Annotated in this window: 34 protein-coding genes; 25 read left to right on the top strand and 9 right to left on the bottom strand. The window is 67.3% G+C overall.

Going from position 1 to position 27,000, the window contains the following annotated elements; translation table 11 throughout:
- Window position 1 precedes the first annotated feature (1 nt).
- The gene (locus DEQ67_RS07065; protein WP_004063449.1) at window positions 2-331 is read right to left on the bottom strand and encodes an uS10/mL48 family ribosomal protein; all 330 of its coding nucleotides are present in this window, start codon (window positions 329-331) and stop codon (window positions 2-4) included.
- A 158-nt stretch (window positions 332-489) separates the two neighbouring features.
- Here DEQ67_RS07065 and DEQ67_RS07060 point away from each other — a divergent pair, with 158 nt between their 5' ends.
- From DEQ67_RS07060 to DEQ67_RS07050, 3 genes are all read left to right on the top strand, one after another.
- Window positions 490-945 (top strand): bis(5'-nucleosyl)-tetraphosphatase, encoded by a 456-nt coding sequence (locus DEQ67_RS07060; RefSeq protein ID WP_115802548.1) that lies wholly within the window; start codon window positions 490-492, stop codon window positions 943-945.
- A 162-nt stretch (window positions 946-1,107) separates the two neighbouring features.
- Window positions 1,108-2,100, top strand: a complete 993-nt coding sequence (locus DEQ67_RS07055) for a DUF5787 family protein (RefSeq protein WP_004063450.1) — start codon at window positions 1,108-1,110, stop codon at window positions 2,098-2,100.
- A 25-nt stretch (window positions 2,101-2,125) separates the two neighbouring features.
- Window positions 2,126-2,725, top strand: a complete 600-nt coding sequence (locus DEQ67_RS07050; protein WP_006600315.1) for a class I SAM-dependent methyltransferase — start codon at window positions 2,126-2,128, stop codon at window positions 2,723-2,725.
- A gap of 19 nt (window positions 2,726-2,744) precedes the next feature.
- Here DEQ67_RS07050 and DEQ67_RS07045 read toward each other — a convergent pair whose 3' ends face one another.
- Complete coding sequence (locus DEQ67_RS07045; RefSeq protein WP_004043551.1) at window positions 2,745-3,245, bottom strand: DUF5797 family protein; 501 nt, start codon at window positions 3,243-3,245, stop codon at window positions 2,745-2,747.
- A 99-nt stretch (window positions 3,246-3,344) separates the two neighbouring features.
- On the opposite strand from DEQ67_RS07045, the gene DEQ67_RS07040 reads away from it, so the two are divergent.
- From DEQ67_RS07040 to DEQ67_RS07025, 4 genes are all read left to right on the top strand, one after another.
- A complete protein-coding gene (locus DEQ67_RS07040; protein ID WP_115802546.1) occupies window positions 3,345-4,118 on the top strand; it encodes an enoyl-CoA hydratase/isomerase family protein in 774 nt (257 codons plus the stop codon).
- 118 nt (window positions 4,119-4,236) lie between these two features.
- Window positions 4,237-4,494, top strand: a complete 258-nt coding sequence (locus DEQ67_RS07035) for a hypothetical protein (RefSeq protein ID WP_115802545.1) — start codon at window positions 4,237-4,239, stop codon at window positions 4,492-4,494.
- A 94-nt stretch (window positions 4,495-4,588) separates the two neighbouring features.
- Window positions 4,589-4,909: a transcription factor S gene (locus DEQ67_RS07030; protein WP_008574128.1), complete on the top strand. Its 321-nt coding sequence runs from the start codon at window positions 4,589-4,591 to the stop codon at window positions 4,907-4,909.
- A gap of 40 nt (window positions 4,910-4,949) precedes the next feature.
- Window positions 4,950-5,594 (top strand): hypothetical protein, encoded by a 645-nt coding sequence (locus DEQ67_RS07025; RefSeq protein WP_115859943.1) that lies wholly within the window; start codon window positions 4,950-4,952, stop codon window positions 5,592-5,594.
- Between the two features lie 51 nt (window positions 5,595-5,645).
- Here the strand turns inward: DEQ67_RS07025 and DEQ67_RS07020 are convergent, their stop codons facing one another.
- From DEQ67_RS07020 to DEQ67_RS07010, 3 genes are all read right to left on the bottom strand, one after another.
- The gene (locus DEQ67_RS07020; RefSeq protein ID WP_006600317.1) at window positions 5,646-6,371 is read right to left on the bottom strand and encodes a methyltransferase domain-containing protein; all 726 of its coding nucleotides are present in this window, start codon (window positions 6,369-6,371) and stop codon (window positions 5,646-5,648) included.
- Complete coding sequence (locus tag DEQ67_RS07015; RefSeq protein WP_081597039.1) at window positions 6,368-6,751, bottom strand: nascent polypeptide-associated complex protein; 384 nt, start codon at window positions 6,749-6,751, stop codon at window positions 6,368-6,370. Before DEQ67_RS07015 ends, DEQ67_RS07020 begins: the two co-directional genes overlap by 4 nt.
- 82 nt (window positions 6,752-6,833) lie before the next feature.
- Window positions 6,834-7,502, bottom strand: coding sequence for an O-methyltransferase (locus DEQ67_RS07010; protein WP_004063464.1), 669 nt, complete (start codon window positions 7,500-7,502; stop codon window positions 6,834-6,836).
- Between the two features lie 158 nt (window positions 7,503-7,660).
- Here DEQ67_RS07010 and DEQ67_RS07005 point away from each other — a divergent pair, with 158 nt between their 5' ends.
- Window positions 7,661-9,337, top strand: coding sequence for an acyl-CoA mutase large subunit family protein (locus DEQ67_RS07005; protein ID WP_004043559.1), 1,677 nt, complete (start codon window positions 7,661-7,663; stop codon window positions 9,335-9,337).
- Window positions 9,338-9,644: 307 nt separating this feature from the next.
- On the top strand, window positions 9,645-9,929 hold the full coding sequence (locus DEQ67_RS07000) for a hypothetical protein (protein ID WP_013035307.1): 285 nt from the start codon (window positions 9,645-9,647) through the stop codon (window positions 9,927-9,929).
- Window positions 9,930-10,023: 94 nt separating this feature from the next.
- Here DEQ67_RS07000 and DEQ67_RS06995 read toward each other — a convergent pair whose 3' ends face one another.
- Window positions 10,024-10,404, bottom strand: a complete 381-nt coding sequence (locus DEQ67_RS06995) for a hypothetical protein (protein WP_115891260.1) — start codon at window positions 10,402-10,404, stop codon at window positions 10,024-10,026.
- A 7-nt stretch (window positions 10,405-10,411) separates the two neighbouring features.
- Window positions 10,412-10,786 (bottom strand): YbjQ family protein, encoded by a 375-nt coding sequence (locus tag DEQ67_RS06990; protein WP_006600319.1) that lies wholly within the window; start codon window positions 10,784-10,786, stop codon window positions 10,412-10,414.
- Window positions 10,787-10,840: 54 nt separating this feature from the next.
- Here DEQ67_RS06990 and mce point away from each other — a divergent pair, with 54 nt between their 5' ends.
- From mce to DEQ67_RS06945, 9 genes are all read left to right on the top strand, one after another.
- The gene (gene mce / locus DEQ67_RS06985) at window positions 10,841-11,224 is read left to right on the top strand and encodes a methylmalonyl-CoA epimerase (RefSeq protein WP_004063472.1); all 384 of its coding nucleotides are present in this window, start codon (window positions 10,841-10,843) and stop codon (window positions 11,222-11,224) included.
- Between the two features lie 3 nt (window positions 11,225-11,227).
- Window positions 11,228-13,177 carry an o-succinylbenzoate--CoA ligase gene (gene menE, locus DEQ67_RS06980; protein WP_115891261.1) on the top strand — a complete coding sequence of 650 codons (1,950 nt, stop codon included), beginning with the start codon at window positions 11,228-11,230 and terminating at the stop codon, window positions 13,175-13,177.
- A 92-nt stretch (window positions 13,178-13,269) separates the two neighbouring features.
- Window positions 13,270-14,931 carry a long-chain fatty acid--CoA ligase gene (locus DEQ67_RS06975; RefSeq protein WP_115859947.1) on the top strand — a complete coding sequence of 554 codons (1,662 nt, stop codon included), beginning with the start codon at window positions 13,270-13,272 and terminating at the stop codon, window positions 14,929-14,931.
- A gap of 90 nt (window positions 14,932-15,021) precedes the next feature.
- Window positions 15,022-16,173, top strand: a complete 1,152-nt coding sequence (locus DEQ67_RS06970; RefSeq protein WP_115859949.1) for an acyl-CoA dehydrogenase family protein — start codon at window positions 15,022-15,024, stop codon at window positions 16,171-16,173.
- Window positions 16,174-16,278: 105 nt separating this feature from the next.
- Window positions 16,279-17,052 carry a pyrroline-5-carboxylate reductase gene (proC, locus tag DEQ67_RS06965; RefSeq protein WP_008578258.1) on the top strand — a complete coding sequence of 258 codons (774 nt, stop codon included), beginning with the start codon at window positions 16,279-16,281 and terminating at the stop codon, window positions 17,050-17,052.
- Window positions 17,045-17,932, top strand: coding sequence for a glutamate 5-kinase (gene proB / locus DEQ67_RS06960; RefSeq protein WP_004063480.1), 888 nt, complete (start codon window positions 17,045-17,047; stop codon window positions 17,930-17,932). The genes proC and proB overlap by 8 nt, the downstream gene beginning before the upstream one ends.
- Window positions 17,925-19,259, top strand: a complete 1,335-nt coding sequence (locus DEQ67_RS06955; protein WP_115859950.1) for a glutamate-5-semialdehyde dehydrogenase — start codon at window positions 17,925-17,927, stop codon at window positions 19,257-19,259. The genes proB and DEQ67_RS06955 overlap by 8 nt, the downstream gene beginning before the upstream one ends.
- Window positions 19,260-19,364: 105 nt before the next feature.
- Complete coding sequence (locus DEQ67_RS06950) at window positions 19,365-20,027, top strand: AIM24 family protein (protein ID WP_115859952.1); 663 nt, start codon at window positions 19,365-19,367, stop codon at window positions 20,025-20,027.
- A gap of 159 nt (window positions 20,028-20,186) precedes the next feature.
- Entirely contained in the window at window positions 20,187-20,990 is an 804-nt protein-coding gene (locus tag DEQ67_RS06945) for an N-acyl homoserine lactonase family protein (RefSeq protein ID WP_115859954.1), read from the top strand.
- Window positions 20,991-21,161: 171 nt separating this feature from the next.
- Here the strand turns inward: DEQ67_RS06945 and DEQ67_RS06940 are convergent, their stop codons facing one another.
- The gene (locus DEQ67_RS06940; protein ID WP_004063485.1) at window positions 21,162-21,743 is read right to left on the bottom strand and encodes a DsrE/DsrF/DrsH-like family protein; all 582 of its coding nucleotides are present in this window, start codon (window positions 21,741-21,743) and stop codon (window positions 21,162-21,164) included.
- On the bottom strand, window positions 21,740-21,991 hold the full coding sequence (locus DEQ67_RS06935; protein ID WP_115802539.1) for a sulfurtransferase TusA family protein: 252 nt from the start codon (window positions 21,989-21,991) through the stop codon (window positions 21,740-21,742). The genes DEQ67_RS06940 and DEQ67_RS06935 overlap by 4 nt, the downstream gene beginning before the upstream one ends.
- A 267-nt stretch (window positions 21,992-22,258) precedes the next feature.
- Here DEQ67_RS06935 and DEQ67_RS06930 point away from each other — a divergent pair, with 267 nt between their 5' ends.
- From DEQ67_RS06930 to DEQ67_RS06900, 7 genes are all read left to right on the top strand, one after another.
- Window positions 22,259-23,446, top strand: coding sequence for an MBL fold metallo-hydrolase (locus DEQ67_RS06930; RefSeq protein WP_115859956.1), 1,188 nt, complete (start codon window positions 22,259-22,261; stop codon window positions 23,444-23,446).
- Entirely contained in the window at window positions 23,447-23,938 is a 492-nt protein-coding gene (locus DEQ67_RS06925) for a YeeE/YedE family protein (protein ID WP_004043575.1), read from the top strand.
- A complete protein-coding gene (locus tag DEQ67_RS06920; protein ID WP_004063487.1) occupies window positions 23,935-24,399 on the top strand; it encodes a DUF6691 family protein in 465 nt (154 codons plus the stop codon). Before DEQ67_RS06925 ends, DEQ67_RS06920 begins: the two co-directional genes overlap by 4 nt.
- Window positions 24,400-24,905: 506 nt before the next feature.
- Entirely contained in the window at window positions 24,906-25,055 is a 150-nt protein-coding gene (locus tag DEQ67_RS06915; RefSeq protein WP_004043577.1) for a DUF7512 family protein, read from the top strand.
- Window positions 25,056-25,075: 20 nt separating this feature from the next.
- Entirely contained in the window at window positions 25,076-26,095 is a 1,020-nt protein-coding gene (locus DEQ67_RS06910) for a sulfite exporter TauE/SafE family protein (RefSeq protein ID WP_049896079.1), read from the top strand.
- 143 nt (window positions 26,096-26,238) lie between these two features.
- Window positions 26,239-26,619 (top strand): helix-turn-helix domain-containing protein, encoded by a 381-nt coding sequence (locus DEQ67_RS06905; protein ID WP_004043579.1) that lies wholly within the window; start codon window positions 26,239-26,241, stop codon window positions 26,617-26,619.
- A gap of 109 nt (window positions 26,620-26,728) precedes the next feature.
- A complete protein-coding gene (locus DEQ67_RS06900; RefSeq protein WP_115891262.1) occupies window positions 26,729-26,935 on the top strand; it encodes a hypothetical protein in 207 nt (68 codons plus the stop codon).
- Window positions 26,936-27,000: the final 65 nt, after the last annotated feature.

The following is a 27,000-nucleotide window of genomic DNA, read 5'->3' as shown; positions in this document are numbered from 1 at the left end:
GTCAGCGACGGTGGCCCAGCGGCTTTTTCTGTTCGACTTCGATTTCGACGTGGACGCTGTCGGGGAACTCCCTGAGGCCGACTTCGCGAGCAATCTGGTCCGCGCCGTGGATTTCGAGCCGGCGGGTGTAGACGGGGTAGGACCACGACGAGAACTGGTCGCCGGGCTGGAGCGTCCGGTACTGCGGGACGCTCACCTGTTTCGGCTGGTCGGAGTGGGGGCCGCGGCACTCCGCGCCCTTCCGCTCGATGAACTGCTTGAGGTCGTCGACCACTCGGTCGAGGACCGCCTTATCACCGCTTTGAAAGGTGAGTTTCGTGACGAAGGCCATAGCTGGGTACTACTCCTTGTTGCACGCTCCGACGGTAAAAGCGCATCTACACGAACCGGGGACTTCGGGCTCCTCACCCCGAATCCCGAGTGAAAAACCGTGCGAACGCGCTACATCCTCCGATACCCTCTTAAAGGGTGGCACGTTTATTTCGGGTAATGGCAGTCGAAGCGGTCAGCGCTGGAGCCATTCTCTTCCGCGACACCCGCGGCCGGAGGGAGTACTTACTCCTGAAGAGCCGTCCCGGGGACTGGGAGTTCCCGAAGGGCGGGGTCGAAGGGGACGAGGAGCTTCAGCAAACGGCAATCAGGGAGGTCAAAGAGGAGGCGGGAATCCAAGATTTCCGCCTCATCGACGGCTTCCGCGAGGACTACAGCTACGTCTTCGAGGCGAACGGGACGACGATTCACAAGACGGTTCACCTCTTTATCGCGCGGTCGTTCGAGGCGTCCGCGGAGCTCTCGACGGAGCACCGCGACCTCCAGTGGCGCGACTACGAGCAGGCCATCAACACCATCACGCAGGACGGCCCCCGCGAGATATTCGAGCGCGCCCACGAGTTCCTCGACGACCTCGCCGCGAAAAACGAGGGCGAACGCAAGTACCTGAAGTAGCGTCGGCCGAACCGGCCGACGCCCGAGACGCGACGCCAGCGAGCGACAGCGCCGCGCGTCGGCGGGGCGGCGACAGCCGCGGTATCATCTGCGTCATCGTCGAACCACGCGCCGAAGCCGCCCGACCGAAACGCCTTCGGCCTCCCGCCGCAACTCCCGGTCGTGAGCGACGCCGCCGACCGCGACCGCGACCGTGACCCCGAGTTCGCCTTCGAGCTCCGGGTCTGTCGCTGGGCCGAGCGCGCGTGGCATCCCGACGGCCCGCGCCCCGCGTTCGTCGCCCGACAGCTCGGCACCCGACAGCGCCGCTGGGACACCGTCGTCGTCGAGGTCGACCCCGAGGCGTTCGCCGCCCGGCGCGCCCTCTCGACCGACGGCTTCGACTCGGACCTGTTGCGCGTCGTCCGCCACGCGCCCGCCGAGTGGGCGTGGTACAGAGACGCCATCCCCGAACCCGACTTCCCGTGGCGACACGTCGTGCCCGCGGTCCACCGCGCGGCGGGGCTCGGCCTCGTCGAGAAACGCCGCGGCTCGCGGAACCGCGTCGAGTACCGCCGGACCGCACCGTACCCCGACTGGGTCGAGCGCGTCGTCGCCATCGAGAACAAGCCGAACCTCGACGCCAGCGCCGCCCGCGCGCTCGCAGACCAACTCGAACACGACGTGTCGCGAGCGCTCGCCGACGAGGTCTGGGTCGCCACCGAGGTGACGGGCCGGCGGGTCGAACCCGCCCTGCTTGAAGACTTGCCGGTCGAAGTCGGCATCCTCGGCGTCGACGGCGACTCGGCGGAGGTGCTGTGGCACCCGAGCTCGCTCTCGCCCGACTCCGAAGACGCCCGGCGGCGACTCGTCCTCGCCGAGCGCGCCTTCGACCGCGGCTGGCGCAACTACGTGGACACGATGCGACCCGACTGCCGACAGTTCGAACTCGACCGGCGCGGCCGGGCGCTCGTCCCGCGGTGCGCCGCGAAAGACTGCTATCAGAGCCAGCGCGAGTGCGCCCACTCGTGTCCGTCGTTCGAGCCGGAGCCGCCGGCGTGGCGGATGAACGGCTGGCCCATCGAGGGCGGCCCCGGCAAGGGCGTCCGCCGGATTCTGGAGGCGCGGCGCGAGCGCGAACGAGACCGCGCCGAGCGCGGCAGTGAGAACGCCTAACTTCGCGCCCCGCCGACCGAGCGGTATGGAACGATTCCAGAACACGAGCCTGCCGGACTGGGACTGGTGGGGGAAGCTCTGGCCGACGCCGGGCGAGACGCTTCGGGACCTCGGGCTGTCGGCGGGCGACACCGTCGTGGAAATCGGGTGCGGAAACGGCTACTTCGCGCTCCCCGCGGCGCGAATCGTCGCGCCGGCCACGGTGTACGCGGTCGACCTCGACGACGACCTCCTCGCGGAACTCGGCCACCTCGCCGCCCAGCAACGCATCGACAACGTGGTCTCGGTCCGCGGCGACGCCCGCGAGCTTTCGGCGCACGTCTCGGACCCCGTCGACGTGGCGCTGTTCGCCAACGCGTTCCACGGCGTCGACGACCCCGAGGAGTTCCTGACGGAAGTCGAGTCGGTCCTCGACGACGACGGCCGGTTCGTCGTCGTCAACTGGCGGCCGCTCCCCCGAGCGGAGACGACCATCGCTGGCGAACCGCGCGGCCCGCCGACCGACCTGCGGCTCGGCCCGGAGGAGACCGCGGCGATGGTCGAAGAGGCGACCGACCTCGCTGTGACGGCGGAACTCGATATCCCGCCGTACCACTACGCGCTGGTGTTCGAGCGGCGCGAATAACGACCGCGGAGGCGGGCGGTTAGACGACTTCCACGTCGACCTCGTCGCGCTCGACGGCGAGGCGGAACGTGGGGACGGTCCGGTAGACGACTTCGATGACGCCCTTGCGGCGGAGGCTCTGGAGCGCGCGGCGCACGTCGTCAACGTCGGGGTCGATGTCGAACTCGTCGCGGAGCTTGTTGAGGACGCTGACGACGCTCTCGGAGCGCTCGTCGGGGCCGGCGACGACCTCGAAGACGCGGGCTTCGAGCGAGGGGACGCGGATGACGCTCGGCACGGATTCGGCCTCGTCGTCGCCCTCGACGCCGGGTTCGACGCCGACGAGTTCGGCCGCCTCGGCCGTCGCGCGGATGAGGCTGTTGTCGTCGCGGTAGTAGTAGTCTTTCAGCTCGGATTCGAGGTAGCGGTGGACCTCGCTCCCGCTTTCGAGGTCCCAGCGGTTCTGTAACTCCTTGTTCTTCGTCGGCTGGAGCCGGACGATGTCGGCGAGGCGTTCTTCCGCCTCGTCGGAGAGCGTCATATCGGTGGATTCGACGGAGGGGCTATAACGTTGTTCTGGATTCTTCAGCGCGACCGGCGAACGTTAATTATTATCCCTGTGCCTCGCGTCGCCCCGAGTATGAGCTGGGACACCCTCCGACTCGACTGGGACGGCGACGTGGCGACCATCACCATCGACCGCCCCGAGCAGATGAACGCGCTCAACGCGGACACGCTCGACGCGCTCGAAGACGCCCTCGACGAGGCCGAAGCCGACGGCGCTCGGGTGGTCGTCCTCACCGGCGCGGGCGACGAGGCGTTCATCGCGGGCGCGGACATCGGCTACATGAAAGACATCGGAACGCCCGCCGCGCAGAACTACGCCGAGCAGGGCCACCGCATCGCGACGCGCTTGGAGGAGTTCCCCGCGCCGACCGTCGCGGCCATCAACGGCTACGCCTTCGGCGGCGGCATGGAGTTCGCGCTGGCGTGCGACCTCCGGGTCGCCTCCGAGCGCGCGCTCCTCGGGCAGACCGAAATCGACCTCGGCATCATGCCCGGGTGGGGCGGGAGCGTCCGCCTGCCGGCGCTCGTCGGCGACGAGGTCGCCCGCCGGCTCATCTTCTTCGGCGAGCGCATCGACGCCAGCGACGCCCACGAGTACGGCATCGTCGGCGAGGTCGTCGCCCACGACCAACTCGACTCGCACGTCGAAGACCTCGCCGCCGACCTCGCGTCGAAGCCGCGGCACGCCCTCGCGGGCGCGAAAGCCGCCATCAACATGTCCCACGACGCGCCGCGGGACGCCGCGCTCGACTTCGAAGCCCGCGTCTGGAGCGGCCTGTTCGGCACCCACGACCAGCGCGAGGGGATGGAGGCGTTCCTCGACAAGCGCGACCCCGACTTCGAATAGAACCGAGAGAGCTCTTGTTTCCGGTTTATTCGGGCGATTCGAGTCACCGATTCTCCCGCATAGCCGTGCTAGCACGGCTCCGACAACTGCTAATACGCTCTATGTATAATGAATAATCGTGCAAGAATCGATCACGCTCGCCCGCGTCGAATCCCTCCTCGAAGACCTGTCGTACCCGGTCTCGCGCCGGGACGCCGCGACCTCCTTCGACGGTGTGACGGTGCTCATGGCCGACGGGAACGCCGACCTCGGTGAGTTAGTCCGGAACTGCCTCACGAGCGAGTTCACCGACGCGAAGGACCTGTACTACGAACTGAACAACGCGATGCCAATCGAGGCGCTCGGCGAACCGGGGCAGTCCGACGGCGACGCCTGAGTCGCCCGCTCGGCACCGGCTTTTTTCAGCGCTCACCCCGCGAGCGCGGCGCAATCCTGACGCTTAAGTCCCTCAAGCGGTAGGACGTACTATCATGGAGTTTTGCGACGACTGCGGGTCCCTGATGACGCCGCAAGACGGCGTCTGGGTCTGTCCGAACGGCCACGAGAAAGCCCGAGACAGCGAAAAAGAGAAGTCGATGGTCACGACCGAGGGCCAGGAGTCCAGCGAGGTCGTCGACATGTCCGACGTGGACAACGCCGACATCGGCCCGACGACGAAGGCCATCTGCCCGAAGTGCGGCCACGACGTGGCGCGCTACGAGATGAAGCAGATTCGCTCGGCCGACGAGTCCGAGACGCGCTTTTTCACCTGCGTCGAGTGCGACCACAAGTGGCGCGAAGACGACCACTGAGCGACCCGCTTTTTTCAGCCCTCCGTCCGTAACGCGGGGCATGGCCGACGCGCCCGCCCCGCCGACGCTCCCGCCGCTGGAGGGTTGGGTCCGCGTCGACGACGCGACGGACCGCCCGTTCGAACTCGGCCCCGTCAGCGTCGTCGCCCGGACGGTCGTCTACGAGGACGCCGCCATCCGCGAGCGCGTGCCGGCGACCGCCGACGGCCCGTGGCGCTTTCTGTTCGCCAGCCGCCTCGAAATCCGGCCGCACACACCGCCGTCGAAGTCGCTGACGAAACTGGTCGGCAAACGAGCGAGCGCCGGCTTCCGGTCGCGCCTCGAAGCCCGCGGCTTCTCGGACGTTCGGCGCGTCGAGTCGCGGACGCTCCGGGTACGAGTTGGCGGCGGTGGCGACGGCCAGCGCGACGCCGGCCGAGACGACGACACCCGAGGAGACGACGCGACCGAATCCGAGGCCGACGTGATTCGCTACGCCGCGACCGTCGAACTCGCCGGGGTCGAACTCGCCGCGGACGCCTACCTCGCGGTGACGCCGGTCGACGGCGAGTTCCGCCTGACCGGCGGCGCGTACCCCCGCGAGGTCCGCGGTGGCGACGGGGAGACGGCCGCGGCGCTCCGCGAGGCAATCGACCCGGAGCGGTTCAGAGAAGAGCTGTTTCGCGTGATTCGCGGCGTCGGGTGAGGGAACGAAGTCGGGCCGAAAGAGCGGTTGGCCCGCCGGCGTCGGACTCGCTCACTCGTTGCGGGCGAACACGAGGTAGCCGGTGTGGCCGACGCCGGCGGTCGAGGGGCGCGACCCGCGGTCGTTGAAGTCCATCTGTCGCTGAATCGTCTCGAACGTCTCCACGTCCGAGAGCCCCGCCTCTCTGGCGGCTTCGACGGCCGCGCGCGTGCCCTCCACGAACGGGGAGTAGACGGCGACGTAGCCGCCGGTCACGAGCAGGTCGGGCGCGTGGCGGACGACCTCTGGCGCGTTCTCGGTGTCGAGCGTGAGCGCGTCGAACCCCGAGTCCGCGAGTTCGTCGAGTTCGTCGGTGATGTCGCCGGTGCGAACGTCGACGCGCTGTTCGACGCCCGCGAGACGCATGTTCTCGCGAGCTACGTCCGCGAACTCGGCGTCGCGTTCGAACGTCGTCACGTCGACGCCGAGGCGGCCGAGGTACGCCGAGAGGACGCCCGTGCCGGTGCCCGCGTCGAGGACCCGCTCGCCGGCCGCGATACCCGTGTGGCCGACGATGAGGCCGATATCGCGCGGCATCATCGGCGCGCCGGTGCGCTCGAAGTGGTTGAAGAGGTCCGGGCCGCGCGGCTCGCGGACGAGGAACTCCTCGCCGATGTGGGTTTCGAGCGTCTGGCCGGCTTCCACGTCCTCGGGGACGGTGAGCATCCCGAGGTCGGTGTGCAGTTCGTCGCCGGGCGCTCGGAGGTACTCCCGGTCGCCGTGGACGAGGAGTATCACTCCAGTCGCGCGATGGCCGCGGCGAGGTCGCCGTCTTCGGCCTCCAGCGCTTCGCGGGCCTCGTCCTCGGGGACGCCGGCGCGCTGGGCCACGATGGCAACGTCGTCGGCCGGGATGGCGTCGGCGGCCTCGGCGGACTCGACGGACTCGTCGCCGCCGTCGTCGCCGGCACCGAGTTCGCGCGTCTCGGGCTCGCCGACGATTTGATACGTCTCTTGGCCCTGCGCGTCCATGCGCGTGACCTGCGCGTCGCTGAAGACGAGCTCTTCGTCGCCCGTCTTGATGACGACTTCCTCGGCATCGAGCTCCGTCACGTCGATGCCCATCTGCTTCATCATCTGCTTCATCTTTCGCGGGTTCATCCCGCCGCCTCCAAACATACCCGAACGGTCGGGGTGGGCGCTCAAAAGCGTGGCGAACGTCGGTGCGCGGCGGTCGGCGCGCGTCCCGGCGGTCGCGCGCTCACTCGACCCGCGTGCTGACCGCGAGGCCGCTGCCGACCGGGAGGACGATGGTCTCGTACCGCGGGTCGGCCCGGACCGCGTCGAGGAACGCCGCGATGCCGCGGGTGTCGGCGTCGGCTCCGTCGAGGGCCTCGGCCCGGCCTTCGCTCCAGTCGGTGAGCGCGCCGAAATCGACCGGGCCGCGCATCACGTTGTCAGCGACGACGACTCCGCCGACCGCGACGCGGTCGGAGACGAGGTCGAACGCCTCGGCGTAGCGGTGTTTCTGGTGGTCCAACAACACGAGGTCGAACTCGCCGTCGACGCCCTCGAACAGGTCGAGCGCGTCGCCTTCGAGGAACGTCGTCCGGCCGGCGAGGCCGGCCCGGTCGAGAAACTCCCGCGCCATGTCGAGTTCGTGGGCGTCGTGTTCGGTCAGGAAGAGTTCTGCGTCGTCGGCCATCCCCTCCGCGAACCACGTCGCGGAGTAGCCGAAGCCGGAGCCGAACTCGAACAGCCGCGTCGCGTCCGCGAGGTGCGCGAGGACGCGGAGCACGCCGCCCGCCTCGGGGCCGATGATGGGAAAGCCGTGCTCGTCGGCGTAGGCGGCCATCTCGGCCTGCACCGCGTCGTGTTCGGGCGCGGTCGCCGCGAGGAACCGCCGCGTCTCGTCGGTCAGGATGTCCATGGCGAAGCAGGGCGCGCGAGCGACATAAAATCGGTCGCCGCGGACGCGTTCGCGGGTTCGGCCGCCACGCTCGTGGTCGCCGCGGCCGCGGTCGGAGATGGCGACCGATATCCGCCGACCCGCGTACGCTTAAGTAGGGACAAACCACATCTTCGACCATGTTTGATCCCGACGAGCTCGAAGAGATTCGGGAGGCGAAAGCCGAGTGGGAAGACGAGACGCTGGGGCCGACGCTCGACCGCTTCGGGGAGCGGAAAGAGGAGTTCACGACCGACACGGGCGGCAACGTCGTCAAGCGGCTCTACACCCCGGACGACGCCGACGTGGACTACGACGAGGACGTTGGCTTCCCGGGCGAAAAGCCCTACACGCGCGGGGTGTATCCGACGATGCACCGCGGGCGGCTCTGGACGATGCGGCAGTACGCGGGCTTCGGGACGGCCGCCGAGACCAACGAGCGGTTCCGCTACCTCATCGACAACGGCTCGTCGGGGCTGTCGCTCGCGTTCGACCTGCCGACGCAGATGGGCTACGACTCCGACGCGATGATGGCCGCCGGCGAGGTGGGGAAATCCGGCGTCGCCATCGACAGCCTCCACGACATGGAGACGGTGTTCGACGGCATCGACCTCGGTGAGGTCTCCACGTCGATGACCATCAACGCCCCGGCGGCGGTGTTGCTGGCGATGTACGTCGCCCTCGGTGACAAGCAGGGCGTCCCCCGCGAGGAGCTTCGCGGAACCATCCAAAACGACATCATGAAGGAGTACATCGCGCGGAACCTCTACATCTTCCCGCCGGAGCCGTCGATGCGGCTCATCACGGACATCTTCGAGTTCTGCGCGGCGGAGACGCCGAAGTTCAACACCATCTCCATCTCCGGCTACCACATCCGCGAGGCCGGGTCGACCGCCGCCCAAGAGGTCGCGTTCACCCTCGGCAACGGCATCCAGTACGTCGAGGCCGCGGTCGACGCCGGCCTCGACGTGGACGACTTCGCCCCGCAGTTGTCCTTCTTCTTCAACGCCCACAACAACATCCTCGAAGAGGTGGCGAAGTTCCGCGCCGCCCGGCGGATGTGGGCGAAAATCATGGAAGAGCGCTTCGGCGCTGAGAACCCGAAGTCGATGCAGTTGAAGTTCCACACCCAGACCGGCGGCTCGACGCTCACCGCCCAGCAGGTCGAGAACAACGTCGTCCGGGTCGCCTATCAGGCGCTGGCGGCCGTCCTCGGCGGCACGCAGTCGCTCCACACCAACGGGAAGGACGAGGCGCTGTCACTCCCCACGGAAAAGTCGGTTCGGACGGCGCTCCGCACCCAGCAGATTCTCGCCCACGAGTCGGGCGCGGCCGACACCATCGACCCGCTGGCGGGCAGTTACTACGTCGAGGCGCTGACCGACGACATCGAAGACGAGGCGTTCGACCTGCTCGACGAGGTGGACGAGCGCGGCGGCATGCTCGACGCCGTGAAAAACCAGTGGGTTCAGCGGGAGATTCAGGACGTGGCCTACGAGCGCCAACGCGAGATAGAGGAGGGCGAGCGCGTCATCGTCGGCGTCAACGAGTACCAAGTGGACGAGGAGCCGACCGTCGAAGTGCAGGAGGTCTCCGAGGAAGAAGAGCAAAAGCAGGTCGAGTCGCTCGACGCCCGGAAGGACGACCGCGACGAGGAGGCCGTCGAGGCCGCCTTGGAAGACATCCGCGCCGCCGCGAACGGCGACGAGAACCTCCTCCCGCTCATCGTCACGGCGGTCAAGGCCTACGCGACGGTCGGGGAAATCTGCGGCGTCCTCCGCGAGGAGTTCGGAGAGTACGAACCCGGCATGGCCTGAGCTGCCCCTACACTCCCGAACGACCGGCGCCGGCGACCGCCCCGCACCCCGCGCCCCGTGCCAACGAGTCACTAATTCTATACTTTCACCCGTCCAACAACTTTTATTATCACCCCCCGAGTGGAGACAATCGAGGCTTATGATGCCGCTTATCGCGTTCTAAACCCGTCACACGCCCGGCCGCCGTCTGTCGGCGCGAGGTTCGCGCCACCAGTCGCTCGATTTTCGAGCGGCGGCCGTCGCGTTGCGGGGCTCTTCGACCGGAGAGCCCCCGGTATCGCATCCGATTGTCCCCCTCACCAGACGAATGTCACGACAACGCTCCAGAGACAGTCGTACCGGCTCCGACTACCACCCCTCGCATCACCGACCCGCGCCCTCGTTGGCGACGCAGGCCGCCCTGCTCACCTCGATGGCCGCGGTCGTCGCGGTCGTCACCTACCCCGTGGCGTCGCTCGCGGTCGCCGTCACCGTCGCCGCCATCGTCGCCGTCGCCCGCGTCGTCGTCACCCGGGTCGACCGCTCGATGCTGACGGTCGACGTGCCCGGCGTCCCCGTCGAGGTCACGGTCGCCCGGACCGCCCGCGACTGAGGCCCGACCCGACGCCGTGAGTCACACGCCGACTCGCTCGCTACCTTCGAACTTCACGCCCCTCGCGTCCCGCTCTTGACGCGCGCTCCTGCGCTCATTTTCGTTCCCCACTCTCGACGCGTTTCCCGCTTTCGCGTCGCTCACCGACCCCGACGAGTCGAGTTCGAAGCACTCGCCCGGCCGCCACGAAGACCATTGCCTGGAGGTAGCCGAAGACGGCGAGCGCCGGGTAGAACACCGCCGTCTCGCGGACGCCGAACTCGTTGGCCGCGAGCGTGTCGAAGAAGAAGGCGGCCACCAGCGCGGGGTAATCGACGACCCAGATTTCTCTCGGCACCACGCCGACGAAGCCGACTGCCCACACGGCCGCGAGCGCGGCGAAGACGGCGACTGTGGCCCGGTCCGTGGCGAGTCGGACGAACCTGTGTGCGAGTCGCCGCGGGTCTCGGGTGACCCGCCGAGTCGTCGGCGTCACCGTCGGCTCACGCCACGTCGGCGTTCGACTCGGACGCCGATTCCGCGTCGGCGTCGGGGTCGGTGCCGCCGACGAGCGTGACGGCGGTCCCGTAGGCCAGAATCTCGGCCGCTCCTTGGGCCACCTCGGCGGTCACGTACCGGACGCCGACGACGGCGTCGGCACCCATCGCCTCCGCCTCCGCCACCATCCGGTCTGTCGCCTCGTCGCGCGCCTCGGCCATCAGCCCGGTGTAGGACTTGAGTTCGCCGCCGACGATGTTGCGGAGTCCCTGCGTGATGTCGCGGCCGACGTTGCGGGCGCGAATCGTGTTCCCGCGGACGGCACCCAGCGTCTCCTCGATGTCGCGGCCGACGACCGTCTCCGTTGTCGTTACTATCATGACAGGAGTATCGAACCGTCTGGGTTTATCCGTTGCGCCCGACGAACTGGAGGCATGCATCTCGACCACGTCGGAATCGCCACGCCCGACGCCGCCGGACTGGCCGCGCTGTTCGCGGAGTTGTTCGACGCGCCCGTGGCTCACGAGGAGACGTTCGACGGCATGTCGGTCGTCTTCCTCGAACTCGAAAACGGCTACTTCGAACTGCTCGAACCCCACGAGGAGGGTGCCATCTCGAAGTTCCTCGACAAGCGCGGCGGCGGTATCCACCACGTCGCCGTCGAGACCGACGACATCGAGGCCGCGCTCCGGACCGCCGAGGCCGCCGGCGTCGACCGCATCGACGAGGAGCCGCGCCCCGGCGCGTGGGGCCACGAGGTCGCCTTCTTACATCCCAAGTCCACGGGCGGCGTCCTCGTGGAGTTCGTCTCGCACTGAGCGATGACGGGCGCTCCCGACGACGCGGCCGGTGGCGACGACTCCGAGTCGACCGAGGACGACGCAACCGCCGCCGACGCCCGCGGGTTCGCCGGGCCGATGCGCGACTGGCTCTCCCACCGGGTCGCCGCGACGCCCGACCGACAGGCGCTTATCCACGCCGCGACCGGCGACTCGTGGACCTTCCGCGAACTCGACGCGCTCGTCGACGAGACCGCCGGCCAACTCGCCGCCCTCGGCGTCGAGGCCGGCGACCACCTCGGCGTCGTTCTCGACCCCGGCGTCGACTACGTCCGACTCATCCACGCCGCGACGCGGCTCGGGGCCGTGCTCGTGCCTCTCAGCGACCGACTCACCGCCGACGAAATCGCTCGCAACGTCGAACTCGCGGACGTGACCACGCTCGTCTGCGGCGAGTCCACCGAGTCGACGGCGGTCGAGGCGACGACCGACGTGCCCGTCGTCTCCGTGGACGACCCGCGGTGGGAGGGCGTCATCAACCTCTCGTCTATCGCGCCCAAGCGGGTCGAACCCGCGGGCTGGTCGCTCTCGGAGACGGTGCTCCTGCTTTTCACCTCGGGGACGACCGGGACACCGAAGGCGGTGCAACTCACGATGGGAAACCTGCTTGCGAACGCCGTCGCCGGGGCGTTCCGACTCGGCGTCTCGCGCGACGACCGGTGGCTCGTCACGCTCTCGTTGCACCACATGGGCGGCATCGGCCCGATTCTCCGCGGCCCGCTGTACGGGACGACGGTCGTCCTCCGCGAGGGGTTCGACGCCGGCGGCGCGGCCGACGACATCGGCAAGTACGACGTGACGGGCGTCTCGCTCGTGCCGACGATGCTCACGCGGATGCTCGACAGCCGGGGGACGCTCTCGGACTCGCTCCGCGTGGTGCTCCTCGGCGGCGCGCCCGCCCCCGACGAACTCATCGAGCGCTGTCGGAACTACTCGGTGCCGGTCCACCCGACCTACGGCATGACCGAGACGGCGTCGCAGGTCGCCACCGCGACCCCGCGGGAGGCGTTCGACGACGTGGGGACCGTCGGGCGGCCGCTCTACTTCACCGACCTCCGGGTCGTCGACGAGGACGGAACCCCCGTCGAACCCGGCACGCCGGGCGAACTCGTCGTGTCGGGACCGACCGTCTCGCCCGGCTACTACCGGAACCCCGAGGCCACCGCCGACGCCTTCAGCGACGCCGGTCTCCGAACCGGCGACATCGGCTACCGCGACGACGACGGTCTCCTGTACGTCCTGAACCGGAAGGACGACCGCATCATCACCGGCGGCGAGAACGTCGACCCCGGCGAGGTCGCGGCGGTCCTGCGGGACCACCCCGACGTTGACGACGCCACCGTGCTCGGGGTCCCCGACGCCGAGTGGGGCGAGCGCGTCGCCGCCCTCGTCGTTCCCGCGGACCCGGAGAACCCACCGGACGACGAGGACCTCGACGACTTCTGTCGCGAGCGACTCGCCGGGTTCAAATGCCCGCGACTGGTCGCGACCGCGGACGAACTCCCGCGGACCGTCTCGGGGACCGTCGACCGCGAGGCGGTCCGCGAGCGACTGGTCGCGGCCAAGCCCGTCGCGGAGGCCGAACCGGAGCACGCGACCGATTACGACGACACCGACGACGATGCCGGTGACGACGGTGACGACGGTGACGACGACGACGAGTCCGACGACTCCGAGACCGACTCCGGCGAGGCGACGCCCGCGAGCGACGCCGACGCGGCCGCCATCGACGACGCCGAGGGCGACGCGACAGTCGCGGACGCGGAACGCGACGGAGACGAGGCCGAGGACGATAGTGAAGCGAGCGTCGACGGAGCCGAACGCGGCGACGCCGAGCGCGCGGAAGGCGACACCGACAACGGAGACGCCGACGCCGGCGATACCGACGGCGGCGACGGTGGTGATGAGTTCGTTCCCGACCGCGACGAGTGAGTGAACGCGCCCGCGGGTGACGCCGAATCCGCAGCCCGCACCACGTCGAGTCGTTTCCAAACAATCATTACGTTTTACCACAAGAGGACAGTATGGTAGGTGCTACCAACCAGACACTTCGGCCGTTCCTGTGGCGCGCGGGCAAGCTCTATCCGGACCGCGAAATCGTCTCTCGGACCGCCGAAGGGCTGGAACGCTACACGTACGCGGAGTACGAGGGGCGCGTGGCACGGCTCGCGGGGGCGCTTTCGGACGCCGGCATCGGGGACGGCGACCGGGTGGCGACGTTCTGCTGGAACCACAACCGACATTTCGAGACGTACTTCGGGGTCCCCTCGATGGGCGCGCAGCTGCACACCATCAACCCGCTTCTGCCCGACCACCACATCCAGTACATCGTCGAGAACGCGAAGGACCGCATCATCTTCGTGGACCCGTCGCTCGCGCCGAAACTCGCCGGCGCGGTCGACGAGGACGCCTTCGCCTCCGTCGAGCAGTTCGTCGTGATGGCCTCCGAGGTACCGGACGACGTGGGCCTGTCCCCGGTGACGGACTACGAGTCGTTCATCGCTGACCACCCCGACGAGTACGACTGGCCGGACCTCCCGGAGGACCAGCCGGCGGGGATGTGTTACACCTCGGGGACGACGGGCCAGCCGAAAGGCGTCGAGTACTCCCAGCAGATGCTGTGGGCGCACACGATGGCGACGCTCCCCGAATCCGGCCTCGACATCGGCGCGAAAGACGTCATCATGCCGGTCGTCCCGATGTTCCACGTCAACGCGTGGGGCCTGCCGTTTTCGACGACCGCGGCGGGCGCGAAACACGTCTACCCCGGCCCGTCGCCGACGCCCGAGGACCTCGCGACACTCATCGAAGAGGAGGGCGTGACGATGACCGCGGGCGTGCCGACGGTGTGGCTCGGCCTGCTCGACTACCTCGACGAGCACGACGCGGACATCTCGTCGCTCGAACGCATCATCATCGGCGGGTCGGCCGCGCCCAAGTCGGTCATCCGCCGGTTCGACGAGGAACACGACGTGGACGTGCTCCACGCGTGGGGCATGACGGAGATGTCGCCGGTCGGGACCGTCGCCCACCTCAAGCCGGGGATGGAGGACCTCCCCGCCGAAGCGCAGTACGAAAAGCGCGCCAAGCAGGGCCTGCTCGCGCCGGGGCTGGAGATGCGCGTCGTCGACGACGACGGGAACGAGGTCCCGTGGGACGGCGAGGAGTTCGGCGAGCTGTGGGTCCGCGGCCCGTGGGTGACGACCGAGTACTTCGAGCGCCCCGACGCGAACGAGGAGGACTACGAGGATGGCTGGCTGAAGACCGGCGACGTGGTCACGGTGGACGAAGACGGCTACGTCCAAATCGTCGACCGGGCGAAAGACGTCATCAAATCCGGCGGGGAGTGGATTTCGTCGCTCGAACTCGAAAACAGCATCATGGCCCACGACGACGTGGCCGAGGCGACCGTCATCGGCGTCCCCCACGAACGCTGGCAGGAGCGCCCCGTGGCCTTTATCGTCCCGAAGGGCGGCGTCGACGAGGACGCGCTCAAGGCCGACCTCGTCGCGCGCGTCGAAGACGAGTTCCCGAAGTGGTGGGCCCCCGACGAGGTCGTGTTCATCGACGAGGTGCCGAAGACCGCGACCGGCAAGTTCGACAAGAAGGTGCTCCGCGACCGGTACGACGACTCGTCGCTCATCGAGGGCAAGACGCCCAATTCGGAGGCTCCGTCGGACGAATGAACGTCGGGCAACGGCTATTTTAACAAAAAACAAGTTTGAAGTTTAGACTGGTTCCATGCCTATTTTTACTGTACGATTCCATGGCGTGGTATGGAACTTCTCGACGACTCCATCGTGCCCGAACACGCCCGCGACCTCAAGCAGGAGGCCCGCGAGTTCGCCGAAGCGCACATCGAACCGGTCGCGGCGGACTACTACGAGTCCAGCGAGTACCCGCACGAAGTGCTCCAAGCGGGGATGGACGCGGGGCTCGTCGCCCAAGATATCTCCGAGGAGTACGGCGGCAAGGGCTTCGACCTCCAGCAGATGCTCGCCATCTCCGAGGAGTTCTACCGCGCCGACGCCGGCATCGCGCTGACGCTCCAACTCGCCTCGTTCGGCTGCGAGATTATGGAGCACTACGGCAGCGAAGAACAGAAAGAGAAGTGGCTCCGCCCGGTCGCGGAAAACGAGCAGCTTTCGGGGCTCGCGGTCTCCGAGCCGCAGACCGGCTCCGACATGGCCGGCATGGAGACGACCGCCGAGAAGACCGACGACGGCTACGTCCTCAACGGCGAGAAGTACTGGGTCGGCAACGCCGTCGAGGCCGACTGGCTGACGGTGTACGCCAAGACCGCCGACACCGACGACCGCTACTCGAACTACTCGATGTTCATCGTGCCGACCGACACGCCCGGCTACGAGGCGGAACACATCCCCGAGAAGATGGGTATGCGCGCCTCCAAGCAGGGCCACATCGTCTTCGACGACTGCGAGGTGCCCGAGGAGAACCTCATCGGCACCGAGGGCGGCGGCTTCTACATGCTCGCGGACTTCTTCAACCACGGCCGCGTCATCGTCGGCGGCCACAGCCTCGGCCTCGCGGCCGCCGCCATCGAGGAGACGTGGGAGTTCGTCCACGACCGGCAAGCGTTCGGGCGCAGCGTCTCGGAGTTCCAAGCGGTCCAGCACATCCTCGCCGATATGCGCATGGAGTTCGAGGCGGCCCGCGCGCTCAACTGGCGCGCCGCCGAGAAGGTCGCGAACGGCGAGGACGCCGGCTTCTGGGCGGCCGCGGCCAAGACGAAATCGACCGAGACGGCGGTCGACGTGGCCGAGCGTGGCATGCAGCTCCACGGCGGCCGGTCGGTCCTCAACGAGTACAAGATTTCGCGGGTCTACCGCGACGCGCGCATTCCGGTCATCTACGAGGGCGCAAACGAGATTCAGCGCAACCTCATCTACCGGCAGGGCGGGCTGTGAGCAGGCCCCGGCACGGCCCCCGGAACTGACAACTCGTTTTCCGGTTTGGCATGGCTTGACCGGAACGCAGTTACTATCTGAGCGTCGTACCTTGAGTCAGCACCAATGGTACGCACGAGCGTTATCGGCTGCGGAAACATGGGGAGCGCCCTCCTCACCGGGCTCTGGAAGGCGGGCGGCCACTCGGTCGTCGCCTGCGACCTCGACCCCGACGCCCTCGCCGCGGTCGCCGACTACTGTGAAGAGACGACGGACGACGTGTCGCGCGCGGCCGACGCCGACGTGGTGTTCGTCGCGGTCAAGCCCGACATCGTCGAGGCCGTCCTCTCGGAACTCGATTTGTCTCCCGACCAGACTCTCGTCACCATCGCCGCGGGCGTCCCGACCGCGTTCGTCGAGGCGCACACCGACGCCCGCGTCGTTCGCATCATGCCGAACCTCGCCGCCGAGACCCGCGACATGGCGGCGGCGGCGACCGGCGACCTGACCGACGAGGTCCGCGAACTCCTCTCGGACGTGGGCGAGTTCGTCGAGGTCGAAGAGTCCCAGATGGATATCGCCACCGCGGTCAACGGCAGCGGGCCGGCCTTCGTCTTCTATCTCATCGAGGCCGTCACGCAGGCCGGTATCGCGGGCGGACTCTCCGAGGAAGACGCCGAGATTCTCGCCGCTCAGACGTTCAAGGGCGCGGCCGAGACCGTCGTCCAGGACGACCGCACCGCCGACGAACTCATCGACGCGGTCTGCTCGCCGAACGGGACGACCATCGAGGGGATGGAGGTCCTCTGGGACAGCGACGCCGACGACGCCGTCACCGAGGCGGTCGTCGCGGCCGAGCGTCGGTCGAAGGAACTCGCGGAGGAGTTCGCTGATGAGTGAACTGAGCGAGACGGCGGAGGCGTCCGAGGCGTCCGAGTCGACTGCGGCCGTCGACCCCGATGCGGTCGCCGCCGCCCGCGACGCCGCCGCCGAGGCGGACCGCGTCATCGTCAAGGCCGGCACCAACTCGCTGACCGACGAGGACTCCAACCTCGACGACGACAAACTCGACAAGCTCGTCGACGACATCGAGTCGCTGCTCTCGCGCGGCAAGGAGGTGCTGCTCGTCTCCTCGGGCGCGGTCGGGGCCGGCATCGGACGGCTCGACCACCCCACGGCGGACCGCGACACTCTCGAAGCGTCGCAGGCGCTGTCGACGGTCGGCCAGAGCCTGCTCATGCACCGCTACACCGAGAGCTTCGAGCGCTACGACCGGAAGGTCGCCCAGATACTCATCACCCAGCACGACCTGGAGAACCCCGAGCGCTTCACCAACTTCCGGAACACGGTCGAGACGCTGCTGGAGTGGGGCGTCGTGCCCATCATCAACGAGAACGACGCGGTCGCCACCGAAGAGCTCCAAATCGGAGACAACGACATGATTTCGTCGGACATCGCGGTCGGCATCGGCGTCGACCTGCTCGTGACGCTCACCGACGTGGGCGGCGTCTACACCGGCAATCCGAAGGAGGACTCCGACGCCGAGCGCATCGAAGTCGTCGGCGACAATTACAGCGACGTGGAGGACATCGTCACCGCGAGCTCGACCGGCGGCTTCGGCGGCATCCAGACGAAGGTCCGCGGCGCGCGCGACGCCGCCGAGTACGGCATCCCCGCCGTCATCGCGCGGTCGACCGAGCCCGACGTGCTGGCGAAGATAGCCGAGCGCGAATCGGTGGGAACAATGTTCCTCCCCCTCGATGGTGAACTCGATGACTGAGCGAGACACGACCGCGCAGGTCGAACGGGCACAGTCGGCGGCGCTCCGCCTCGCCAACGTCGACGCGGCCGACCGCGACGCCGCGCTCGGAGCCATCGCGGACGCCATCCGCGACAACAGCGAGGCGATTCTCGCGGCCAACCGCGAGGACGTCGAGGAGGCCGAGGCGATGCTCGCCGCCGGCGAGTACACGCAGGCGCTCGTGGACCGCCTCAAACTCGACGAGGCGAAGTTGGACGACATCGCCGGGATGGTCGAGTCCGTCGCCGAGCAGGACGACCCGCTCGGCGAGACGCTGGAAGCGCGCGAACTGGACGAGGACCTCGAACTGTACAAACTCTCGGTCCCCATCGGCGTCGTGGCGACCATCTTCGAGTCGCGGCCCGACGCGCTGGTCCAAATCGCCGCGCTGGCGCTGAAGTCCGGTAACGCCGTCATCCTCAAGGGCGGCAGCGAGGCCAGCGAGTCGAACCGCGTGCTGTACGAGACGATTCTGTCCGCCACCGAGGAGCTGCCCGACGGCTGGGCGACGCTCATCGAAGCCCACGAGGAGGTCGACCGCCTGCTCGAACTCGACGACATGGTCGACCTCGTGATGCCCCGCGGCTCCTCGGAATTCGTCAGCTACATCCAGGACAACACCCAGATTCCCGTCCTCGGCCACACCGAGGGTATCTGTCACGTCTACGTCGACGAGGCGGCCGACCTCGACATGGCCGCGGACATCGCGCTCGACGCGAAGGTGCAGTACCCCGCGGTCTGCAACGCCGTCGAGACGCTCCTCGTCGACGAGTCGGTCGCCGCCGACTTCCTGCCGACGGTCGTCGAGCGCTACCGCGACGAGGGCGTCGTCCTCCGCGGCGACGAGGCGACCCGCGAACACGTCGATATCGACCCCGCGACCGACGACGACTGGGACACCGAGTACGGCGACCTCGAACTCTCCGTCAAGGTCGTCTCGGACCTGTACGACGCGGTCGACCACATCAACGCCCACGGCTCGAAACACACCGAGTCCATCGTCACCGACGACGCCGAGCGTGCGGAGACGTTCATGACCGGCGTCGACGCCGCCAGCGTCTTCCACAACGCCTCGACCCGCTTCGCCGACGGCTACCGCTACGGCCTCGGCGCCGAGGTGGGCATCTCGACGGGCAAGATTCACGCCCGCGGCCCGGTCGGTCTCGAAGGGCTGACGACCTACAAGTACTACCTCGAAGGCGACGGCCAGTTGGTCGCCACCTACGCCGGCGAGGACGCCGTCCCCTTCACCCACGAGGCGCTCGACGCCGACTGGACCCCCGGCCACCGAAGCCGTCGGGACTGACTGACCACGTCGACCGTTCGGGCCGATTTTTCGCGGCAAACAGAACTATATCCCTGACAGTCGCCTCTCCGGTAGAGTCGCTTTCGGCCGCGACTCGGTGACTCAATGGACTTAGACGAATTCGTCAGCGCGCACGCACCGTCCGAAGGCGGCGACTCCTTCGAACTCGAAAACTCGAAGCTCCTCGACGTGGCCCTCGACGGGAACGTCATGGCGAAAGCCGGGTCGATGGTCGGCTACACCGGCGACATCTCCTTCGAGCGCAAGTCCGCCGGCGGCCTAAAAGGGATGCTCAAGAAGAAGGCCACGGGCGAGGGCGACGTCATGATGCAGGCGACCGGAACCGGCCACCTCTATCTCGCAGACCAGGCCAAGGAGGTCCAGATTCTCGAACTCGACGCGGGCGAGGAGCTGAGCGTCAACGGCAACGACGTGCTCGCGTTCGAGTCGAGCGTGAACTGGGACATCAAGATGCTGACGAGCGTCGCCGGCACCTCCTCGGGCGGCCTGTTCAACGTCTTCCTCGAAGGCCCCGGCCACGTCGCCATCACGACCCACGGCGAGCCAATCGTCGTCCCGACGCCGGTCAAGACCGACCCCAACGCGACCGTCGCGTGGAGCGGAAACGTCTCGCCCTCGTCGAACCGCGACATCGACATCAAGGGGCTGCTCGGCCGCTCGTCGGGCGAGTCCTACCAGCTCGAATTCGCGGATGAGGGCGGCTTCGTCATCGTCCAACCGTTCGAGGAAGTCGGCCCCGGTCAGTAGCGTAGCGACCGTTCGCTCCGGGTTTTCACCGTCGCTCGTCGACCACGTTCGCCGCGCGGGCCGACACGGCGCGGGCCGGAACGACGCGTATCTCTAGTGCCCGACGAACATATATTGACTGCCTGAACGGTTATGCCGGCTCCGTCCTAACCCCGGAATATGGGTGATATCAGCGTCCACCTGGTCGACCGCGGCCGCGTCCACGCCGACACCGGCTACGTCCTCGACGGCTACTCCATGGGGAGCGCGTCGAATCCGAACCCCGACCACGAGATGAGCGAGTTCGTCGTCTGGAACGCCGTCGTCGACGGCCCCGACCGGACGGTGCTGTGGGACACCGGCTCGAACCCGGCAGCCGGCGACGGCTACTGGCCCGAACCGCTGTACGAGGCATTTTCGCACGTCGACGCCGCGGAACACACGCTCGAAGGCGACCTCGGCGCGGTCGGCTACGACCCCGCCGACATCGACGCGGTGGTGATGAGCCACCTGCACCTCGACCACGCGGGCGGCCTCGTCGAGTTCGCGGGCACAGACGTGCCGATATACGTCCACGAGGAGGAACTGAAGTTCGCCTACTACTCGGCGAAGACGACAGAGGGCTCCATCGCGTACCTCGCCTCGGACTTCGACCACGACCTGAACTGGCACGTCGTCCACGGCGACGAACACACGCTGTTCGACGGCTTCCGACTCGTTCACCTGCCGGGTCACACCCCCGGCGTGCTGGGCGCGCACATCGAAACGCCCGACGGCGACGTGCTCGTCGCGGGCGACGAGTGTTACGTCGAGGGCAACTACACGGACGAGGTGCCGCTCGGCCCCGGCCTGCTCTGGAGCGAGCGCGACTGGTTCGAGAGCCTCCAGACGGTGAAGGAACTCGAACGCCGGACCGGCGGCGACGTGCTGTTCGGCCACGACCTCGACCGGTTCGAGTCGTTTGGCGACGGCTGGAACGTCTGAGACGGGGGAGACGCGTTCGGAGGACTCTGATTTTCTCGGTCTCAATCGCGCGACGGCGAACGGCCGTAGCTCTCTGTGGTCTGAAAAACGGTGAAAAGGGAACCGCGGGGGTTGTGGGGGTGGAGTAGGGTAGGGTGGGTGAGTGGATGGCTGGTGGAGACGACGGCCGGCCTAAATCATGAGTTGCACGTCGGCGTCGGCCATGTGCTGGAGGGCCGTCGCCGCGCCGACGCCGGTGGTGACGCCGTCGTAGAACTCGGCTTCGTCGTAGCCCATCAGCTCGATGGTCATCTGGCAGGCCTGGAGGTCCACGCCCATGTCGAGGGAGGTTTCGATGAGTTCCTCGACGGTCGCGGTCCCGTTTTCCTTGATTTTCTTTTCCATCATGCTCGTGGCGACGTTGTCCATGAACGGCAACGCGGCGACGGCGTTCGGCATCGGCATGCTCGGGTTGCCGACCGCGCTGAGCTTCAGGTTCTTCGACTTCTCCTCGTGGAGGATGTCGAGTCCCCAGAACGTGTGGAAGACCACGACATCCCAGCCGAAGGCGGCCGCCGTGCTGGCGAGGATGAGCGGCGGGTACGCCATGTCGAGGGTGCCTTTGGTCGCGATGATGGTCATCGACTTCTGGCCGTCGTCGTCGGTCGCCTCCCGGAGGTCGGAGACCTCTTCTTGCAGGGCTTGGACCCGCGCTCGGAGGTCTTCGACGGAGGCGGCTCCCGCGTCGACGGGCGCGTCGGCGTCCGAGCTCATTCCTTCTGGATGAAGTGGCGGAAGACCGCGTCGCCGTCTTCCTCGGCCTCTTCCTGTTCGAGCATGGCGACGCCGTCGGTGGCGTCGGCCCAGCCCTTCAGGTCGCTCATACTGCCGGAGTCGGTCGCGACGACCTGCAGAATCTCGCCGCTTTCGAGGTCGTCGACCGCGCCGCGGGTCTTGACGACGGGCATCGGGCAGGACAGTCCTTTCACGTCGAGGGTCTCGGTGGGTTCGTATGTACTCATTTTCGAGGTCACCTATGTTGGGTGTATTCCACAATATAAGGGTGCTTCGTAAAAGTGTGTCGGTTCTTGGGGAGACACCACAATACCTTATCGGAATCGTCGATAGGCGTTGAAACCGGCGTTTCTTGGGTAGTAGAGCCATTGTGTGCTCCCGTAGGTGCGAAATCGCACTAGTCCCGGCCAGTCTCCACGAGATGAATATTGCACGAAATACAAACTACCATCCGAAAGCTTAAGTCGAACCACCCGATAGTGGGTGATGCATACATGACCGTTCCAGACCTGCCGGAACTCGACGTCGACGTGCCAGTCATCGAACCCGAGGCGCTGAAAGCCCGCATCGACGAGGGCGAGGCGCTGACCATCCTCGACAACCGCGTGCCGTCGGAACACGAGGACTGGCGCATCGACGGCGAGAACGTTTCGCACGTCAACATCCCCTACTTCGAGTTCCTCGACGAGGAGCTCGACGAGTCGCTGTTCGAAGAGCTGCCCGAAGACGAGGAGTTCGTCGTCCTCTGTGCGAAGGGCCACTCCTCGGAGTACGTCGCCGGACTGCTCATTCAGGAGGGCTACGACGCCGTGGCGCTCGAACGCGGCATGAACGGCTGGGCGAGCATCTACGAGTACACCGAACTGGAGACCGACGGCGACGCGCTCGTCGCGCAGTACCAGCGCCCCTCCAGCGGCTGTCTGGCGTACCTCGTCGTCGACGGCGACGAGGCCGCCGTCGTCGACCCGCTTCGCTACTTCGCCGACGAGTACGTCGCCGACGCGAAGGCGCTCGGCGCGGAGCTGACGTACGCCATCGACACGCACATCCACGCCGACCACATCAGCGGGGTCCGCACGCTGGTCGAAGACCACGGCGTCACGGGCGTCATCCCCGAGGCCGCCGAAGCCCGCGGCGTCGACTACGACACGCCCTACGAGACCATCGCGGACGGCGAGACGCGCACCGTCGGCGACACCGACATCGAGGCCATCCACACGCCCGGCCACACGACCGGCATGACGACCTACGCGGTCGACAACGTGCTGTTCACGGGCGACGGCCTGTTCATCGAGTCGGTCGCCCGCCCCGACCTCGAAGACGGCGACGAGGGCGCGCCCGACGCGGCCGGGATGCTCTACGACTCGCTTCAGGAGCGCGTCCTCTCGCACGACGACGACGCCATCGTCGCCTCCGCGCACTTCAGCGACGCGGCAATCCCGGCCGACGACGGCAGCTACACCGCCACGCTCGGGGAACTGAAGGAGACGATGAATGCACTGTCGATGCCCAAAGACGAGTTCGTGGAGTTCATCCTCTCGGATATGCCGCCGCGGCCGGCCAACTACGTCGACATCATCGAGACGAACCTCGGCGTGCAGGAGTCGGACGACGACCGGGCCTTCGAGCTCGAACTCGGGCCGAACAACTGCGCGGCCAGCAACGAAGCCCTGACGAACTAAATGTCGGGTCTGACGCCGCTCCTCGTCGACGGGCTCTTCCCGAACGGCATCGCGCACTACGCGCTCGGCGGCCTCCTCATCGGACTCGGGACCGCCGTCATCTACCTCGGGACGGGCGTCATCGCCGGCGCGAGCACCTTCCTCGAATCGACGCTGTCGTACGTCTCCGACCTCCCGCGGTTCAACAAGGCGAAGTACGTCGCCTCGCGGGACTGGCGGGTCGTGTTCACCCTGAGCATCGTCGCCGGGGCCGCGCTCTACACCGTCCTGTTCGGTGACGGCTGGTGGGTCTCCGACGTGCAGCCGTGGCGCTTCGCCGTCGGCGGCGTGCTCGTCGGCGTCGGCACCCGCATCGGGAAGGGGTGTACGTCCGGCCACGGGGTCTGCGGCGTCGGCTCGCGCTCGCGGACCTCGCTCGTCAACGTCGCCACCTTCATGCTCGTCGCCATCGGGGTCGCACAGCTCCTGAGCGCGCTGGGGGTGTCGCCGTGAGCGACGACGAACGCGGACTCGGGTTCATGTTGGTCGTCGTCGCGGGCGGCCTGATATTCGGGTTCGGCCTCGCCGTCAGCAACATGGCCCGCCCGGAGGTCGTCCTCGACTTCCTCCAGTTCGACGACTTCGGCCTCGTCTTCGTGATGGGCGGGGCCGCCGTCGTCACCGGGACCGTCTTCGCGCTCGCCGAGGCGTTCGGTGACCGCGCGCCCCTCACCGGACGCGACTACGGCCGCCGGCTGAAGTCGTTCGACAAGAACGTCGTCGTCGGCGGGGTCGTCTTCGGAGCCGGCTGGGGCATCTCGGGCATCTGCCCCGGCGCGGCCTACGCCAGCCTCGGCGTCGGCAACTACCCAATCCTCATCGCCATCGGCGGGATGTTCGTCGGCGCGTACCTCCAGGGGCTCTGGCGCGCTCGCCGCGCCGACAGCGCGGCGACCGGCACGGCCGCCGACTGAGCCGCCCCCGCCGAATCGGATTTCGCTCGTTTCCTGCTTTCACCTCTCGACCGCGGAGCGACGGCGACGAAGCACCCGACGCCCCCATCGGTGAACCGCTGTCCCGGGCGACGACTCGACTCGCGCGCGCCGTCGAGCGGTTGGCGTCTGTCGTCGCCAGCCGCGGACCGTTCGACGCTCGCCGTAGCCCCCGATAACAACGCTGTGAGCGTCTCTCGGGTATGATATCTCCGATTCGACATCCGAGAAGATAGTATTGCACAATAAGAAGATAACTATTTTGTCATAGATAGCAGACAAATATGTTCGTAACGTCTCCTGATACAAAATAAGACTCGGCTGAGCGGTATCTGTGTGTTCATCCTGTAACTTATACGTATGCGATAACGATATGGTCTTGTATAGTATTCCCAAAAGCGTTATATCCTCACTCCGGTTAGCCAGCCATGTACAAGAAAGTATGATGCGTGCAATACACTCCGGGCGCCCCGAGGGGTGCTGGTAAGATGTTCGGAATCGAGACGCTGGGCGGGAACGCGCAGGCCGCCGCGCTCGTCGGCGTCGTCCTCGTCGAGGCGATGGTGCTGTACGTCGGCTACGGCGCGCTGACCGCGGCGCTCGGCCCGACCGTGCGGAAAGCAATCGGTGGTGAGTGAGCGTGCTGGAGCTATTCGGCATGTCGGCCGGGCTGCTGGCGCTTTTCGTCGCGTTCGGCGTCCTCATCGGCGTCCTGTTCGGCTTCTTCGGCATGGGCGGGTCGTTCCTCGTGACGCCCGCGCTGCTCGTCATGGGCTATCCCTCGCGCGTGGCCGTCGGCTCCGGGCTCGCGTTCGTCTTCGGGACCTCCGTCATCGCGACGCTGAAACACCGCGACCTCGGGCAAGTCGACTACAAACTCGGTATCTCGATGATTATCGGGACCACGGTCGGCCTCGAAGTCGGGAAGGAAATCGTCCTCTACCTCGAAGAACTCGGACTCGCCGGCAACATCATCAGCGTCACGTACGTGCTGCTCCTCGGCGGTATCGGGCTGTTCGTCACCTACGAGGCGCTGAAAGGCGGCGACGGCGGCGGCGTCAGCCACGACGTAGACGGCGACGCCGACGTCGACGCCGACGATATCCCCGAGCTGGCGAAGAAGATTCAGAGCTACTCGCTGCCGCCGATGATAACGCTCCGCGGCGGCGTGCAGGTCTCGCTGTGGATGATTCTGCTCGTCGCGTTCGCCACGGGGCTCCTCTCGGGGTTCCTCGGCGTCGGCGGCGGCTTCATCCGGATGCCCGCCCTGTTCTACCTCATCGGCGTCCCCGTACCCATCGCGGTCGGGACCGACCTGTTCGAAATCATGTTCTCGGGCGGCATCGGCTCGTTCCTCTACGCGCAGTCCGGCGGCGTCGACCTCTCTATCGTCGCGCCGCTGCTCGCCGGCTCCGCGCTCGGCGCGCGCGTCGGCTCCGCGGCGACCTCCATCGTCGACGAGGACGAAATCAAGATTTACTTCGGCCTGATGCTGCTTCTCGGCGCGCTCGCTGTCGCCGTGCGACAGGCCGGGAACTATCTCGGCGTGGGCGTCCTCGACTACGTCAGCCTCGCGCTCATCCTCGGGTCGGCGCTCATGGTCTCCGGCGCGGTGCTTTACAGCGCCGTCAAGTCCATGCGCGCGCCCTCGACTGCCGGGAGTTCGACCGCCGACTGACCGCACCGACTCGAACGCGAACCGCACTCGCATCGAACGCGAATCCGCCACACCGGGTCGCCGTCTCCCACTCGGTGTTGTGCAAACTATACAAACCCTTTTCAGGGCTGACCACGTAGCCCGAACCGACAATGGCTAGCTCGATGGTCGAATACCTGCAATCGGACATGGAGTGTGAGGGACTCCTCGAATGTCTCCACGGACTGAAGCAACTCGACCGACGGTGTTTCGAGGTGCTCGTCGAGACCGACGACCGCCTGACCGTCGACGAGGTCGCCGAAGCGGTCGAACGGGAGCGTTCGACCGCCTACCGCTCCATCCAGCGCCTGTTGCAGGCGGGCCTCATCCAGAAACAACAGGTGAACTACGAACACGGCGGCTACTACCACGTCTACCACCCGACCGACCCCAACGAGGTCGCGGACGATATGCAGCGGATGCTCAACGACTGGTACGCCCAGATGGGCACGCTCATCCAGGAGTTCCGCGACAAGTACGACGAGAAAATCGTCCCCGCGGAGTAGGTCTTCTCGGCCGACGAGCGGCCGCCGCCCCTCGATTGGTCCGCGTCCCAAATCGATTAGGTTCCGTATTCAACGGCATAGGGTCCATAGCTACTGCCACGACCACCGTATGTCGAAGAGTAAAAGCAGTCCCCGAAACAACGAGTTCGTCGAAGAGTGCCCGTCGTGTGAGTCGCGGACGTCGCACGACGTCTCCATCGAAATCAAGACGGAGAGTCGGAAGCGCGAGAACCGTCAGTTCTCCCGCGAGCCGTACCGCGTCACGCGCTGTACGCGCTGTGGCAACACGCAGTCGCAGCGCATGAACGACGCGTGAGCGACACCCGCGCCGCTCGACGACCGCTCTTGACCGGCCGCCTCCGAGTCCGCACGACCGCCTCC

Origin of the sequence: Haloferax sp. Atlit-48N, assembly GCF_003383015.2 — an archaeon.
GTDB classification, from domain to species: Archaea; Halobacteriota; Halobacteria; order Halobacteriales; family Haloferacaceae; genus Haloferax; species Haloferax volcanii.
Note: the sequence above shows the minus strand (reverse complement) of the source record. Positions and strands in the feature narration are given on the sequence as shown.